Consider the following 15484-nt stretch of genomic DNA (forward strand, 5'->3'; position numbering starts at 1 on the left):
CACCTGTTCCCCCCGCCCGGGGGGTGCTGGGGGGGCCCCCCCCCCCACACCCGCGGCGCCGGGGGGTACCGGGGTCCGGGGCCTGCCCCGGTTTCGGGAAGGGGCGGGGTGGGGAAACGGCCCCGCGCAGCGGCCCCGCACCCGACCGCCCCCCGGCCAACGCCGAAGGGCCGGCCCCGTCACGGTCGACGTGACAGGAACCGGCCCCTGCAAAGCTCGGCGTCAGCCGATTTCCGCACCGAACGTCGACAGCGCCTCCGTCACCGGCTGGAAGAACGTCTCCCCGCCCGACGTGCAGTCGCCGCTGCCGCCCGAGGTGAGGCCGATCGCCGCGTCGCCCGAGAAGAGCGAGCCGCCGCTGTCGCCCGGCTCGGCGCAGACGTTCGTCTGGATGAGGCCCTCGACGATATCGCCGTTGCCGTAGTTGACGGTGGCGTCGAGGCCGGTGACCTCGCCGTCGTGCACCTGGGTGGTGGAACCGCTGCGCGTGACCTGCATGCCGACGGTCGCGTCCCCCGCACGGGCGATCGCCTGCGTGCCGCCGTCGTAGAGGTTGACCTCGCTCGGGTGCTCCGTCGCGCCGTTGTACTTCACCAGCGCGAAGTCGTTGCCGGGGAACTGCGAGTCGACCATCGTGCCGATCGCCGCGCCGCCCGCCGAGTCGGACCACTCGCTGCCGGACTGTCCGCAGTGTCCGGCGGTGATGAAGTGCGGCTCGCCGTCCTTGACCACGTTGAACCCGAGCGAGCAGCGTCCGCCGCCGGAGTGGATGGCGTCGCCACCCGAGATGAACGGGCGGAACTCGCCCGCGGTCTTCTTGAGCTCGGCCTTGGCGCCGAGGCCCTTCACGACCTGCTCCAGCTTGGTCCAGTCGGCGCCCTTGACCGTGCGGTCCGCGGTGACGACGACCTTGTTGGTGACCGGGTCGGTCGCCCAGGAGGTGCCCGGGATGGTCGCCTTGTCGGAGAGGGTCGCTCGCGCGCTCTTCAGCTCGACCAGCGTGTTCTCCACGATTCTGGCCTTGCCGCCCGCCTCACGCACGGTCTGCGCGGCGTCCTCGTTCAGCACGTTCACGATCAGCGCCTTGGCCTTGGCGTCGTAGTACGCGCCGGCCTCCTCGGCACCGAGGTCCGCCCGCAGCGTGACGGCGAGTTCGCCCGCCGCCGGTGCCGTGAGCGTCTTCACGTCGAACTGCGCGGTGTTGTCACTGGCGTTCGCGCTCTGCAGGGTGACGCCCGCGGCGACGAGGGCGACGATCGCGCCGCCCGCCACTGCCGCTTTCCTCTTGGGTATGCGCCGGTGCTTCAACTTCGACCTCCTGTGGGGGCCGCATCCGGGCAAGTGGGGTGCCCGGAGACGGAGGATGAGCCGCCCACTATTCCGAGGCGTCGCACTCGCACACAAGGTCGACTATTGGACGGGCACACGACAACACTGTTGCGTTCACACTCTCTTCACAGGCGTGGGCGGTCCGGTCCGGTTTGCGGGGGCACGGCGGCCTCCTGATGGGTAATCATCGAACGGGCGGGGAAGCTCATGATGTCTGCACAGGCCATGCAGGGCGACGGTGTACGGGCGAAGGGGGGCGTCGGGTGCGACGTCGGGTGCGCGCGGCGGACGGGCGGCATCTGATGGTGGAGCGGTTGGGCGATCCACGCGGCAGACCGGTCTTTCTGCTGCACGGCACGCCGGGCAGCCGGCTCGGCCCCGCGCCGCGCGGGATGGTGCTCTACCAGCGTGGCACGCAGCTGATCGCGTACGACCGCCCCGGCTACGGCGGTTCGGACCGGCTGGCGGGCCGCAGTGTCGCCGATGTGGCCCAGGATGTCAGGGCGATAGCCGACGAGTTCGGGCTGGAGCGCTTCGCCGTCGTGGGCCGTTCCGGCGGCGCGCCGCACGCGCTGGCGTGCGCCGCCCTGATGCCCGACCGGGTCACCCGTGCCGCCGCCCTGGTCACGCTCGCCCCCAGGGACGCGGACGGCCTGGACTGGTTCGAGGGCATGGCCGCTTCGAACGTCACCGAGTACACGACCGCCTCCGCCGACCCGGCCGGTCTCGTCGAGCGGTTCACGCTGCGTTCCGCCGAGATCAGGCAGGACCCGGTCCGGCTGCTGAACGATCTGCGCAGGGAGCTGACCGACTCGGACCGCATGGTCGTCTCCGACGCCGGCGTCCGGTCCATGCTGCTGCGCAACTACCAGGAGGCGCTTCGTACTTCCGCGTACGGGTGGATCGACGACGCGCTGGCCTTCTGCAGCCCCTGGGGGTTCGACCCTGCGGACATCGAGGGCCCGGTGATGCTGTGGCACGGGGAGAAGGACGTGTTCTCCCCGGTGGGCCACTCCCGCTGGCTCGCCCAGCGCATCCCGGGCGCGACGGCCGTCCTCGAACCGACGGCCGCGCACTTCGACGCGCTCCACGCACTGCCTCGCGTCCTGACGTGGCTGCTCGAGGACAGCTGACAGCCCAAGACGGCCGCCGGCCGGCGGCCGCCCCGAGCAGCTGCCAGGGCGGCCCGACTCCCCGGACTCACACCGCGAGCGGCTCCAGGTCGCGGTACACCCGGCGTTCGTCCTTCGCGATCCGGGTCAGGGCGTGCTCGTCGCCCAGCAGCCGCTGCAGCTCCTCCACCGTCTCCGCCCGCAGCTGGGCCGCCTCGTCCTTGCGCCCCAGCAGGCCGAGCGTCACGGACATGTTGGAGGCGATGCCGAGCACCTCGGGATGGTGCGCCCCGAGCACCTCACGGAGGCGGGCCACGGTCTGCTGCTCGATCTCCAGCGCCTCCTCGCAGGCGCCCAGGTCCGCGAGGGCGTTGGCCAGGTTGATGGTGCTGTACAGGGCATGCGGATGGCTCTCACCCAGCACTTCGCGCATCGCCGTGACGACGTTCTGCAGCAGTTGCTCCGCCCTCTCCGGCGTGCCGCAGCCCCACTCGTAGATGCCGAGGTTGTTGATGGCGGCCAGGGTGTACGGGTGCCGCTCCCCCGGCACCTGGCGGTACTGGTCGACGACTTCCTGAGCCAGGTCGCGGGCGGCGACCGGCTCGCCGGCGGCGAACAGGTCCGCCGCCAGGTTCAGGTCACAAGCCAGCGAATCCGGGTTGGCGGAGGTGTACTTGGCGCGGTAGCGGTTGCGGGTCGCGGTCGTCAGCCGCCGTGCGTCCTCGAGCCGGCCGGCCCTGCGCAGTGACACCGCGAGGCTCTTGCCCGCCGCCAGGGTTCCGGGGAAGGCGCGGCCCAGCTGCTCCTTGTACATGTCGTAGGTGCGGCTGAGGACGGCCACGGAGTCGTCGTACCGGCCGACCTCCCTGAGGTCGCGGGCGAGGTTCATCGCGGAGGAGAGGGTGTACGGGTGGTCGGGGCCGAGCACCTCGGTGCGCCGGTCGAAGACCTCCTGGTCGATCTCGCGGGCACGCGCGTACTGCCCGACCATGCGCAGGTTCAGCGCCAGGTTGTTGGCGGCGGCGAGCGTACGGGGGTGGGACTCGTGGAAGATCTGGCTGAATCCCTCGTGCGCCTCGGTCGCGAGCTCCATCGCCCTGCTGTACTCGCCGAGTGTGCCGAGGTCCATCGCCAGACCGCTGGTGGTCATGTACGTGTGCGGATGGGAGGCGCCGAGCACCACGCGCTGCCGCTCCAGCGTCACCTCGTCGAGCTCCTTGGCCTCCACGTAACGCCCTTGGGAGCGCAGGATGTTGGAGAGGTGGAAGCGCAGGTACAGATACTGCAGGTCGTCGTTGCCGAGCTTGTCCTTCCACGATTCACGCAGGTCGTTGCCGAGCGCTCCGGCGGCGTTCCAGTCGCCGCGCTTCCACAGGTAGCGCACGCGGTCGATCAGCAGCCTGCGGGTCTCCGGCTCCTTGCAGTGCCTGGCCTCCGACGGGCCGAGGTGCGGCCAGATGGTGTTGAACCGCGGCCACGTCTCGGGGTTGTCTATCGGCTCGTCGTCGTCGGGCCTGGCTCCGGCGAGAATGCGGTGGACGGCGTGCCGCGCGTCCATCTGCTCCTCCTCGCTGAGCTGCGCCCTGATGACGGCCTGCACGAGCCGGTGCACCTGGATGGAGTTGGAGACCTGGTCGACCTTGGCGAGGGCGAACCGGCCGATCTCCCGGATGACCCGGCCGAGCACCAGCTTCTCCTGCAGGGAGGCGTCGTACGGCTTGAGGGCCTCGATCATCTCCTTGCTGTAGAGGAGATTGGCGGAGATCGGCTCCGGCGCGAAGAAGGCACAGAGCTGCAACAGCCGGACGGCCGCCGGGGAGCGTTCCTTGAGCCGCTCGATGGACACGTTCCAGGTGGCGGCGACCGGCTCGGGGTATCCCGCGGGCTGGTTGAGCGCGAGGACGCTCGCGGCCTGCTCCCGCAGCTGCTCCAGGTACGAGGCGACGGGTGTCGCCGTCTCCGCGATCCACGCCGCGGCCTGTTCGACCGCGAGCGGCAGGTCGCCGACGGCGGTGGCGACCTGGTCGGCGTCCTCGGCGCTCAGTCCGCGGGCGCGCCGCTGTATGTGCTCGATGGACTCCTCGCGCAGGAAGACGTCGACGGGCAGCGCGTCGCCGTACTGCGACCAGGTCTGGTTCCTGGAGGTGACCAGGACGTGCCCGGGCCCGCCCGCGGGGAAGAACCGCTTGAGCTGCTCGGGGTCGTCGGCGTTGTCGAAGACCAGCAGCCACCGTGAAGACGGCACGCCGCGCCGCAGCAGGTCGATGGCCTCCTCGGAGGCGGCCGCCATGTCCTCGCCGCCCTGCGCGCCCAGCCGGACGGCGAGTTCGGCGAGTCCGGCGACGACGTCGTCGGGCTGCTCGGAGGAGATCCACCACACCAGGTCGTAGTCGGCCATGAACCGGTGGACGTACTCGAGCGCCACCTGGGTCTTGCCGACGCCGCCGAGTCCGTACAGCGTCTGCGGCTGCGGCAGCACCGCGGCCACGGCCATGCCGCCGCCGAGCTGGTCGCGCATCCGCTCGAGGACCACGGACCGGCCGGTGAATCCGGGGTTGCGGGGCGGCGCGTTCCAGATCTTCGGCACCGTGCCGGGGAACCGCGGTCCGGGCGACGAGGGCTCGGGCAGCTGCACGGGACGGTCGAGAGCCCGCAGCAGCGCGCCGGTGGCGTGCACCTCGTCGAGCCGGAACAGGTCGACGGGGTTGCGGTCGATGTAGGGGGTGGTGAGGCGGACGTCGCCGACCCTGATCGGCAGCAGATGGCGCCGCCCGCCGCTCGGGTCCTCCGCGGCGGCCCGCTGGAACACCTCCACCGCGCGGGCGGACTTGAGGTAGGCGCTGGACAGCAGCACGACCGTCCGGGCGGCGTTCTCCGCGGCGACCGCGTCGACCTCCACGGGCTCCCGTTCCGCGGACACGTCGCGCGGCACGACCCGGAAGCCGGCCCGGCTGAGCACGTACTCGACCCAGTCGGCCCACATGCGGTTCTCGGCGACGTAGCTGAGGAAGAGGTCCGCGGGCAGTGCGGGGCGGCGGCGGGTGAAGGCGTCCCTGATGCGTATCCGGACGTCCTCGTTCACCTGCGGCATGGAGGTGATCTGCTGGTCGGTGACGACGGCGGTGAGCCGTTCGAAGGCGGACAGCAGCGAGCTGGTGAGCCCTGCCTCGTCGCCGAACGTTGCGAGCGTCTCCTCGTAGGCGTAGTAGGGCCGGTAGGGGATCTCCACCGCCCCCCAGTAGGCGGCGAGTTCGTCGCCGGAGAGGCCGGTGGGGAAGCGGTCGAACTTGAGGCGGGCGAGGGCCCGTCCGGCGTCCGCCTTCTCCTTCTCGCCCTCGTCGATCCGCATCGGCACGGGGAAGATGCGGATGCCACGGCCGCCGTACCGTTCGTCGATCTGCCGGGCGACGGCGGCGGCGCCGTCGATGGACTGGTCGCTGAGCGTGAAGCAGTCGACCAGGATGTCGGGCAGATGGACGGTGCAGATGTCGGCGATGTCGCTCAGGCCGGTGCGGCTGTCGATGAGGACGTAGTCGTAGTTGGCCTTCATGTCGTCGCGCAGCGCGTCGAAGAAGTGGCCCCCGCCGAGCCGGTCGTAGAAGTTGTCCCAGTCGAAGGTGGACACGGTCGCCGAGTACTCGCGGTTCTGCTTGCCCGCCGAGACGAAGTCGAGCGTGCCGCCTTCGGGGAACTCCCAGCCGAGGCTCTCCGGGGTGAGGGAGACGGCGTGCGGCTGAATGCGCGCGTAGTCCAGGTGCCAGTCGTCGCGGCGCGGCTCGGGGTTGGTCGCGGCCCAGGCGTACTCGGTGATCAGGTCGATGACACCGGTGGTGGCGCCGAGCGTGGAGGGGTCCAGGAACGGGTGGAAGAAGCGGTGCAGACCGGGCGCTTCCAGGTCCCAGTCGACCGCCAGGACCCGCTTGCCGTTCGCCGCGAGTATCCAGGCCACATTGGCCATGGCCATCGTGCGGCCCGTACCTCCCTTGTACGAGTAGAAGGTGACGATGCGCCCGTCACGACTGGCTGTCATCCGTGTCCTCCGCATCAGGGGCGATGTCACGCATGTTCGGGACGTATTGGGTGGTGCTGTACTCGGACGCCATCGGGCCGCGCAGCCGCGGCCGTTCGCTGTGGCTGCCGCCGCCCGGCGGTGCGGGCGGGTAGACCTCCGCGTGCCGCAGGTACTCCTGCGCCGCCGCCTCCATCACCTGGGGCAGCAGTTGTCCGAACGCCTCCATGCTGTGCACGCCCCTGGCCGCCGCCTGGCAGGCGGCACGGCCGTGGCGCATCTGGTGCGGCATGGTGCGCTCCAGCTTCTCGATCAGGGCGGCCTCAGAGCCCTGGCTGTCGGGGTCGTCGCGGTTCCACGGGACGACGACACTGACCCAGGGGTGGGGCTGCGCGTCGAAGGCGGCGAGCTTGCGCCGCCGCTCCTCGTCCTCGAGGGCCCAGCGGTCGACGAGCAGGATCTCGGGGCGGGTGGGCGGCTGACCGGCCTCCGCGAGGGGTTCGTGGTCGAACGAGGAGAGGGTCGCCTGGTAGTTGAGGGAGCGCACCAGGTCCTGTGCGACGTACGCCAACGGGCGTGCGGAGTCCGGGTGGTAGGGGTTCCAGTCCTGCGACTGCTTGCCGTAGAAGTCCGCCGATCGGCCGGGCGGCAGGTCGTGGCTGGTGGGCGCGGCGACGGTGACGTGCATGGGCCGCGGCCCGCCGCTGGGCCGGCCGAACGCGCTGGGCGCCTGCCGGAACTCGACCGGGTTGCCGGGCGCGAGCCGTATCGTGTCGGCGACGCTGACGATCCGTTTGGCCAGCTCGTAGACGGCCGCCTCGTACTCCTCGGCGAATATCCGCAGCTTGATCAGACCGTAGAGGCCGTCGGTCACATAGCGGTCACCGAAGGCCCGGTGGTTGAACTGCAACCGTTCGGCCGGGCCGGGGAGTTGCTCCGGCGGCATCGGCACCCATAACGCGGGGACGATCGCCTCGGCGGGGCGGTTGCTCTTCGCGTGGTGGTAGATGGCCCGCTGGGCGAAGGCGTACCACTCCTTGCCGCACATCTCGCTGGCGAAGTAGCGGGGGGAGAACAGCGGGACGAACACCCGGCAGGTGGCGAGCACTTCACCCAGCCGCTCCGACCAGCCCTCCCCCGAGCGTATTTCCCGGTCCATGAAGCCGGCAGGGGCGCCGGCCGGCAGATCGGTCATGGCCATCACATGGCCGCACAGATCACGGAAGAGACGCTCGACCCACATGTCGGGGTCCGGACCTCCCGCCCCGTACCGCGGTGTGTGCGCGTAGCTCAAGAAGAAGTACGGCCGATGGTCCGCCGCTCGCTGCGCTGAATCCGACACACGACCCCCGTCCTGCGTGAACGCCCGACCTGACACCCACTATCGATGAAAGACGCGAGCGAATTAATCATTCCGGAGCGGGTCACACTCCATCCCCCCGCCGTTCGGTCAATCATCACCGCTTTTCGGTCATCCAACCCTGCGCGTGGTCGACCGCTTCCTTGATCGAGAACAGCCTTGCGACCCTTCCCCCCAGTTGTCCGCTTCGTTCCACTCCCCAGGTGAACGCGGCGCCTACGGCCTCGAAATCACTGTCGTCCAGTTCGACGTCGGTGTATTCGACCCATTCGGGACCGCCGCCCGGCCCGCGCACCACACAACGGTACGTGCGCATCGGTGATTCGGTGCGGTACTCGGCAAGATGGAATGCGGTGCACTTGGCGAATCCCACATTGATCATCAGTACGTGCGCTCCGGCGCGACAGAGCGCGCCGAGCGGTGACCGCTCGCCGAGGTGGCAGTCCAGCGGATGGTCGGCGAGCAGTTCGGCGGCCCGCCGCCCCACCGCTGCGAACGACGTCTGCGGATGGGCACTGCGCCGGGCGCCCTCCGCGGTCCGTACGGACTCGGCCAACCGGCCCATACCCTGGCTGGGTGTGGTGGCGGGGTCGAACGCCGGCATGTCCGCCCGGAAGGCCGCCGCCTGTTCGGGTGTCATGCCGCGTACCCGGGCGAGGTGGGCGGACGAGGTGTCCGAGTTCTCCGCGGTGAAGGCGGGCACGACCAGAGTGCCGTCCGGCCCGAGCACGTCGCGCAGGGCGTCGCGCAGCGTTCGCGCGCCCAGCCCTGTGCCGTGCAGGGAGGCGTGGACGAGGAGCGTCATACCCCGGCGCACGCCCAGGGCGCGCAGCGCGTCGGCGGGAGACGTGGTGCGTAACGGGTCGGTCATCGGGTGGCCTCCGTGTACAGGGCGGCAATCAGGCACTTACCGCTGACGGTCGGTTCCGGTGCGTCCTGGAGGGTTTTGAGCGCGAGGGCGGCTTGGCCGGCGGCTTCCCGGTCGAGGGCCGCGAGCCCGAGGCGTTCGCAGGCGCCGGCCAGCAACTCGGAGGCGGGCAGTGGCTCGTCCTGCCACGGCGCGGTGTGCAGCCAGGCGCCGTCCTGGGCCAGCAGGTCCGTCACTTCGCCGAGCGCCCGCAGCCTGGCGCGGCGGTGACCGCGCAGCAGAGCGGCCGCGAGCGCTTCGGGGGCGCCACCCAGGCTGAGGCCGAGCGCACCGAAGGCGTGCCGGCCGACCAACGGTCCACCGCCGTGCAGCGGCGTCAGGGTGGTGAGGGACGCGGCGAGTTCGGCGGCCTGCTCGGGCGTGGTGGTCCGCAGCAGGGCCCACGCCGCGGCGAGCGCCTCGGTGTCCTCGACGGCGTGCACCGGCTCGTCGAAGCAGTCACGGAACGGATCGAGGTCGTCGAGCACGAGGTCCGGCCAGCCCTCGAGCCCCGGCCGGTGCACGGGCCGCCAGTCGGCGGTGGCCTCGCCGGTCCGTACGCGTAACGCCCCTCGCCCCCGCACGCCCACCCACAGCTCGTCCCGGCTGCCGCGGACCTCGGCGTCGCACGGCTCGCCGTTCGCGGACAGCCGCAGCTCGCCCAGGGTGGGCAGGACGAGCGTGCCGGTGGGGCAGTTCACCTGTACAGGGATGTCGAGACCGCTCCGCAGGGCCGCGGCGGCGACATACGACTCCAGACGCAGCGCGAGTGCGACGGCGTCCGCGCGCTGTTCCCGAAGGGCGTCCAGGCAGGTGTGGAGCCAGGTGCGGGTATAGGGATGGGCGTAGATCTCGTCGAGGCCGAGGGACGTCTCGTCGATGGTGGCCGCCAGCCGCCAGGCGGTCGACCACCGTTCGCCTCCGCGGCCCGCCAGCTCCTCGTTGAGCCGGGCCAGGCTGTAGCGGGTCAGCTCCTGCTGGAGGATGAGCAGCGCCTCCGGATCGGTCACGGCCGGGGACACGGTCGCCTCCGCGGTGCGCTGCTCGATGCCGCGGATCAGCGCCTTGAGGTCCTCGCAGTACACCGAGGTGTTGTCGAACCCGGACGCCGAGGCGTAGCGGTGGGTGTAGAGCCCGCCGCCGCAGGATCTGACGACCGGGCACTGACGGCATGTCCGGCTGACTCCCTCCAGGCCGAGTTGGCGGGCCCGGACACCGGGGTGGGAGGCGACGCGGTCGAAGGGGTCGCCGAAGACGTCGAATCCGGTGGCGGCCGCGCCCTCGTAGGCGCTCTTGAGCGAGTCGACCTGTTCCAGGGTGCCGTCGGTCTCGACGACGACGAGGTCGGAGGGGGCCAGTCCCAGGGATTCGGTGAGGCTCGGGCCGCCGGCGAGGGTGGAGAGCACGGATTCGAAGAGCCGTACCGGTACGGGCCTGCCGTGGGCGTCCCAGCGGTCGAAGACCTTCAGGATCCAGTCGGCGTAGGCGATGGGGGATCCGTCGGGACGGGGTGGCGGGTCGTCCCACGTGGCGTGCGGGAGCAGGAAGTCGATCCGCGGCGGCTCGAGCTCGGCCAGGGCGTCGTACACGGCCACCGGGTCGTTGGCGACGTCGATGGTGCACAGCAGACCGAGGTAGAGATGGCGGTAGCGCTCCTCGCGGAGGAGGTCCACGGCCCGCAGGACGAGCGGATGACTGGTGCGGCCGTCCGCATAGCGGCGGTGACGGTCGTTGGCGGCGCGGTCGCCGTCGAGGGAGATGCCGACCCGGACGTTGAATTCGTCGAACAGGTCGAGATAGCGGCTGCTGAGCTGGATTCCGTTGGTGTGGATCTTCAGATCCAGCGCGGCGACGTTGTCGAGGGCTGTAGTGAGCTCCTCGCAGACGCGGCGCAGACGGGCGGGGCCCGCCAGCAGAGGCTCCCCTCCGTGCAGGATCACTGACACGGAGGGCAGGGCATGGCTCTTGGCATGCTCGGCCAGTCGCAGAGCTGTCCAGGAAATCGCTTCGTCAGAGATTGCCTTCGGGCGGGTACGCCAGCTCTGATCAGCGTGTTCGTAGATGTAGCAATGATCGCAGGCAAGATCGCACCTGCTGTGGACCTTCACAACAATCTGCTGGAAGGGGACCAAAGGGGGCCCTGTCATTCCACCAGTCTAGGGCCAGTTCGAAGCGCTCCGGAGTTGCTTCAGAGCGCAGAGTTGAACGTCGTGGAACGCAGAGCGGGCGCGCCGGAGGTGGGCAGAACGCGGGCAAGCTTCTCGGCGGCATCGGCACCGCGCACGTCGATCTGTGCCAGCGGAACGCGATTCTTCTTCGCGGCGGCGAATGAAGCGGAGGAGTGAAGGGTCATGACGGGGCCGTCCTTGATGTTGTGTCCAGCTCAATGCTGTGCCCAGCGGGGATACCACGCACCGTTGCGATGCCGGCGGCACGACTTTACTCTCATGGCCACTCGCAGCAACTCAGCATGGGGACAAGCGACAAACGAGTTGCGCCACATTCTCGCAGGACCGCAAGGAACAAGCGATTCCGCCTGAAGAGTGAAGACAAAACCGCAGACGGGGGTGCGTATGAGCGAGCTTTCGAGCCCATTGCACAGCATGGTCTTCCGCAACGGGGATCTACCGGTTCTCTACCACCGCACGGACACCATCGCCATCGCACGCCAGCGCGAGGCCGTCGCGGGTACCCGCCTGCAACTGCTCCTGCTGGTGGCGGGAGCGGCCCTGGCGGCACTGCCCACCTCGCTCCGACTCGGTGCGTCCTTCCAACCCGCCTCCCTGCTCAGCGCGTTGGCGTACGCCGGCGTCCTGGTGCTCGGGTACCGCTCCTCGCGCCGCAGAGCAAAGTCGCACTGGCAACTGAACCGCTCCGCCGCCGAGTTCATCAAGTCCATGTGCTGGCGTTACGCGGTCCATGGAGCACCCTTCGACTCGACGACTTCCGAGAGCGAAGCCGATGATTTGTTCACCGCCCGTCTGGAGGAAGGATTACGGGAGTTGACCAAGGTCGGCTGGGAGGATCCGCGTACGGCGGGTGACGACGCCGCCGCGGCCGATCTGATCACCACTCCCATGAGACGGCTACGGGCGAAGCCCTTCAGCGTGCGTAAGGAGACCTACGTCAGGGACCGGCTGATCGAGCAGCGCAACTGGTATCACCGGCGTACGGAGGTGTCCCGCCGTGCCACCGCACTCTGGTCCGCCTCGATCGCGCTGCTCACTCTCCTCGCCCTGTTCTTCGCCACACTGCGGACCTTCTCGGTGGGCGGCTCCATCTCCGTGCAGGGTGTGCTGTCGGCCGCGGCCGCCGCCTGTCTGGCGTGGAGCGAGATCCGCCGCCACCAGCCGCTGATCGCCGCGCACTCGCTGGTGGAGGAGGATCTGGCGGCCATGCACACGGCGATGGAGACGACGGTCACCGACGCGCAGTGGCCCTCCGCGGTCTACGAGACCGAGCGCATCGTCTCGCCCCAGCACACGGACTGGCTGGTCAGGCACCGGAGCTGACCGCCTCGCCGACGGTCTTCTCAGGCCCGCCGAAGGCCCTCGCGCCAGATGACGGTCACGGGCTTTCCGAGGCCGCGGGCGTAGCGCACGATGTCGCCGGTACCGCCGTGGCCCCGGGCCGGGAGGCCGTCCCAGACGGCGAGGAGCCGGTCGCAGTGGTCGGCGATGTAGGCGCCGGCCGCGTAGTAGGCCTCGTCCGTGGAGAACGGGAAGGCGAGTTGCACCTCCCGGGTGGCCAGGCCCTTGAGCCGTCGGTAACCGGCGAGTTCCTCCGGGCCGCTGAAGCCCTGTTCGTAGTCGCCGCTGGGGATGACGACGGTCAGCTCCGCACCGCACTCCAGGGCGATGTCCGCGAAGAGCTGGTCGGCGCCCACCGCCAGGCTGGACAGGGCCTCCATCGAGCCCTGGTGGCCGCAGAGCACGGCCCGCAGCCCCGCGCTGATATGGGCCCGGGCCTCGAGTGGGATGCTGCGGTGGCCGGTCACTCCGATGCGTTTCACTGAGCTGCAACCCCCGTTACTGCGCTCCCCCGCCGTCCTTACATCCTCTCAAACGGGAGACGCCCTCAAACAGGGGACGCGTCGGACCATGACGGCATCGATCAGGGGCGACGTCGAGCCCCCGTCCCGTCGTGACGGGGCGAGGGCTCGACCGGTGCCGGCTGCCGTGCCGGTGGACACGACCGTGCGGGACGGGCGTCAGTAGACGCTGACTCCGTAGGCGCTGAGGGCCTCGGTCACGGGCTGGAAGAACGTCGTGCCGCCGGAGGAGCAGTTGCCGCTGCCGCCGGATGTCAGGCCGATGGCCCGGCTGCCGGAGTAGAGCGGCCCTCCGCTGTCGCCCGGTTCGGCGCAGACGTTGGTGCGGATCATGCCGTAGACGACGTCTCCGCCTCCGTAGTTGACGGTGGCGTTGAGTCCGGTGACGGAGCCGCTGTGGGTGCCCGTCGTGGAGCCGCGGCGGGTGACGGACATGCCGACGGTGGCGTTGGCCGCGCTGGTGATGTCCTGGCCGCCGACGGTGCCGGGGTGGCTGAGCGAGGTGTTGGAGTAGCGCACGAGGCCGTAGTCGTTACCCGGGAAGCTCGAGCCGGCCGTGGGGCCGATGGTCGTGCTGCGGGACGAGTTGGTGTACCAGGTGCCCGCCCCGTCGGTGCAGTGCCCGGCGGTCAGGAGGTAGTAGGTGCTGCCGCTGCGGACGTTGAAGCCGAGGGAGCAGCGCCAGCTGGAGGCGTAGATCGCGTCGCCGCCGGAGATCAGCTTGGAGAAGGTACCGGGGGTGCGTTCGATGCGCAGGGCACCGGCGTTGGTCCCTGCTTCGCGCTTGATCTTCGCTATCTCGGCCTTCGAGACGGTGCTGTCGGCCGTGACGACGAGCGTTCCTGTCGCTTTGTCGACGTGCCAGGCCGTGCCCGGCACGTCCGCGGCGAGCACGGCGTCGCTCGCCGCGGTGAGCTGCCCTGCGCTGAAGGTCTGCGCCTGGTCGGCGTTGGCGGTGGGGACGGCCAGAGCTGCGGCGGCTATCAGGCCGGTGGAGACCGCGAGCAGACGGGTGCGTCTCGCGGTGCCGGTGCGGGGGATGGTGCGCTTGATCCTCACTTGTCGTTCCTCCCGAGGGGTGGATGGCCCGTCCGTGGGGTCGGGGCCTGTGAGGCGCAGCCATGAGCACTTCGACATCCGGAACGCCCGGATATCGGACAGATCGTGCTCCTGACAAGCGCTGTTCGGGAGTATTCGCGGCGTCAACTACACGCGCAAGGGCGCCTTTCGGCCGCAGCGCATATGCACGGCGGACGGCCCCGGCCGCTTGGCGCCCGCCGGGGCTGTATCGAGTCGGACGTGTACGTCCCGCGTTCCGACGCACGAGGCGGCAAGGAGGTTCCACCCGTCGGTGAGAGCGTGTCACCTCGGTACGTGCGAACGCCCCCCGCCCCCGGTGCCCGGCGCCGGTCCGGGGGCGGGCACCGGACGGCCGGGGAAGGACGCCGCGGCGCGGCGGGGCACGCGGGGCCACGGGCGCCGGGCGGCGAGACGAACCGGCCGGTCAGGAGCTTGCGGTCGCCGGTGACCACGGCCTCCTGGGCAACCTGCGCTTCTCCGGCGGCCGGATCCCCCGAAGCGGCCGGAATTCGCCCCTCCGTACGGCCGGGTGACCGCAGGACCGTGGCGGGCGGATCGGTACGGGCCGGCAGGCGGGCGCGTGTCGTGCCCGCGGGACGTCGCCGCCACCGGCTCCCCGCGAAGTGCACCGAAGGAGCCGGCGCTCCGTCAGCAGCCGCAGGAGCGGCGCCGTCCAGCAGCAGCCATCAGCAGTCGCACGAGCAGCCGTCGCAGCAACAGCTGTCGGAGCAGCCGCTGCAGCAGTCGCAGCACTCGCAGCAGCTGCCGCAGTCGCAGCTGCTGCACAGACCTTCGCGCCGCTCGCCGCTCCAGGGGTCCTCGTGGGTGCCGCAGCACAACTGGCAGGTGCAGGCCAGGCCCGCCCACACGAGGCAGCCGGCGATCAGCCCCCTGCGGTCGCGACGGGGCGGCTCCGGCGGGACGGGGCCGCCGGGGCCGCCCGGTCCCGGCGCGTACGGATGGCCCGGCGCGGGCGGCCCGTAGGGGCCGGGCTGATGAGCGCAGGTCGTCGTCCCGAACGACCTGTCCACCGAGTTGCGCAGCTCGTGTGCGAGCAGCACATGGACCAGCTTGCCGTCCACGAAGTGTGCGTCCCGCAGCGCCAGCCTGATGCCGTGCAGCGCGTCGTCGGCGAGCCGGCGGGCCTCCGCGAGCGGTGTGCCCGTGGCGGTGAGCGGGTTCCAGGCACCCGACGCTGCGTCAGCTTGCTGGTCCTCGACGGCATCCAGCAGATGCGCGAGCCGGCCGAAGAGCCGGCCGGCCTCGACGAGCGGCGCTGTGTTCTCCGGCCGGCCCGCGAGCACGGCGGTGTGCGCGAAGGCCGCCGCCGTCGCGGTCTCCGTCGGTTCCGTGACCGTCAGGAGCGAGGTCCCCGACCCGGCCAGCGCCTCGATCCCGGTCTGCCGGTCGACGGCGTCGAGCAGCACCGCGGTGTCGAAGCCGAGCACGGCGCCCGAGCGTGCGCCCGCCCTGTCCCACCCGGCGGCGACCCGGCGGGCGGCGGCGGCCACGGGCCTGCGGGCCAACACGCCGTCCCCGTCCGCTGATGACGTAGCTGCCCCCAGCTCGCGGTGTGGAAGCTGCGGTACTCCCTGCGCTCCTGCGCGGACACGATCCAGCGTGCGGCCACGAGGCA

Annotated in this window: 10 protein-coding genes and 1 pseudogene; 2 read left to right on the forward strand and 9 right to left on the reverse strand. The window is 70.7% G+C overall.

Annotated elements, in window-relative coordinates:
* Positions 1 to 222 precede the first annotated feature (222 nt).
* The gene (locus ABZ070_RS27340) at positions 223 to 1308 is read right to left on the reverse strand and encodes a S1 family peptidase (RefSeq protein WP_356637991.1); all 1086 of its coding nucleotides are present in this window, start codon (positions 1306 to 1308) and stop codon (positions 223 to 225) included.
* Positions 1309 to 1592: 284 nt separating this feature from the next.
* Here ABZ070_RS27340 and ABZ070_RS27345 point away from each other — a divergent pair, with 284 nt between their 5' ends.
* Complete coding sequence (locus ABZ070_RS27345; protein ID WP_356637992.1) at positions 1593 to 2462, forward strand: alpha/beta fold hydrolase; 870 nt, start codon at positions 1593 to 1595, stop codon at positions 2460 to 2462.
* A 67-nt stretch (positions 2463 to 2529) separates the two neighbouring features.
* Here ABZ070_RS27345 and fxsT read toward each other — a convergent pair whose 3' ends face one another.
* From fxsT to fxsA, 5 genes are all read right to left on the reverse strand, one after another.
* Entirely contained in the window at positions 2530 to 6471 is a 3942-nt protein-coding gene (gene fxsT, locus ABZ070_RS27350) for an FxSxx-COOH system tetratricopeptide repeat protein (protein ID WP_356637993.1), read from the reverse strand.
* The gene (locus ABZ070_RS27355; protein WP_356637994.1) at positions 6455 to 7792 is read right to left on the reverse strand and encodes a TIR-like protein FxsC; all 1338 of its coding nucleotides are present in this window, start codon (positions 7790 to 7792) and stop codon (positions 6455 to 6457) included. The genes fxsT and ABZ070_RS27355 overlap by 17 nt, the downstream gene beginning before the upstream one ends.
* 115 nt (positions 7793 to 7907) lie before the next feature.
* Positions 7908 to 8681 carry an AAC(3) family N-acetyltransferase gene (locus ABZ070_RS27360; protein WP_356637995.1) on the reverse strand — a complete coding sequence of 258 codons (774 nt, stop codon included), beginning with the start codon at positions 8679 to 8681 and terminating at the stop codon, positions 7908 to 7910.
* Positions 8678 to 10864 carry a radical SAM/SPASM protein FxsB, inactivated metallohydrolase extension form gene (gene fxsB, locus ABZ070_RS27365; RefSeq protein WP_356637996.1) on the reverse strand — a complete coding sequence of 729 codons (2187 nt, stop codon included), beginning with the start codon at positions 10862 to 10864 and terminating at the stop codon, positions 8678 to 8680. The genes ABZ070_RS27360 and fxsB overlap by 4 nt, the downstream gene beginning before the upstream one ends.
* Before the next feature lie 41 nt (positions 10865 to 10905).
* The gene (gene fxsA / locus ABZ070_RS27370) at positions 10906 to 11070 is read right to left on the reverse strand and encodes an FxSxx-COOH cyclophane-containing RiPP peptide (protein WP_356637997.1); all 165 of its coding nucleotides are present in this window, start codon (positions 11068 to 11070) and stop codon (positions 10906 to 10908) included.
* 250 nt (positions 11071 to 11320) lie between these two features.
* Between fxsA and ABZ070_RS27375 the strand changes: the two genes are divergently transcribed.
* On the forward strand, positions 11321 to 12229 hold the full coding sequence (locus ABZ070_RS27375) for a DUF4231 domain-containing protein (protein ID WP_356638000.1): 909 nt from the start codon (positions 11321 to 11323) through the stop codon (positions 12227 to 12229).
* A gap of 20 nt (positions 12230 to 12249) precedes the next feature.
* Here ABZ070_RS27375 and ABZ070_RS27380 read toward each other — a convergent pair whose 3' ends face one another.
* From ABZ070_RS27380 to ABZ070_RS27390, 3 genes and pseudogenes are all read right to left on the reverse strand, one after another.
* On the reverse strand, positions 12250 to 12729 hold the full coding sequence (locus ABZ070_RS27380) for a hypothetical protein (RefSeq protein ID WP_356637998.1): 480 nt from the start codon (positions 12727 to 12729) through the stop codon (positions 12250 to 12252).
* A 198-nt stretch (positions 12730 to 12927) separates the two neighbouring features.
* Entirely contained in the window at positions 12928 to 13827 is a 900-nt protein-coding gene (locus ABZ070_RS27385) for a S1 family peptidase (RefSeq protein WP_356637999.1), read from the reverse strand.
* 707 nt (positions 13828 to 14534) lie between these two features.
* Positions 14535 to 15392, reverse strand: a pseudogene (locus tag ABZ070_RS27390) (hypothetical protein); the annotation flags it as partial.
* Positions 15393 to 15484 lie beyond the last annotated feature (92 nt).

Source organism: Streptomyces sp. NPDC006283, assembly GCF_040613325.1.
GTDB lineage: Bacteria > Actinomycetota > Actinomycetes > Streptomycetales > Streptomycetaceae > Streptomyces.

Excerpts from the sequence above, each read along its gene's own strand:
- fxsT (WP_356637993.1), bottom strand. The coding sequence starts at position 6,471 with ATGACAGCCAGTCGTGACGGGCGCATCGTCACCTTCTACTCGTACAAG.
- ABZ070_RS27360 (WP_356637995.1), bottom strand. The coding sequence starts at position 8,681 with ATGACCGACCCGTTACGCACCACGTCTCCCGCCGACGCGCTGCGCGCC.
- fxsB (WP_356637996.1), bottom strand. The coding sequence starts at position 10,864 with ATGACAGGGCCCCCTTTGGTCCCCTTCCAGCAGATTGTTGTGAAGGTC.
- fxsA (WP_356637997.1), bottom strand. The coding sequence starts at position 11,070 with ATGACCCTTCACTCCTCCGCTTCATTCGCCGCCGCGAAGAAGAATCGC.
- ABZ070_RS27375 (WP_356638000.1), top strand. The coding sequence starts at position 11,321 with ATGGTCTTCCGCAACGGGGATCTACCGGTTCTCTACCACCGCACGGAC.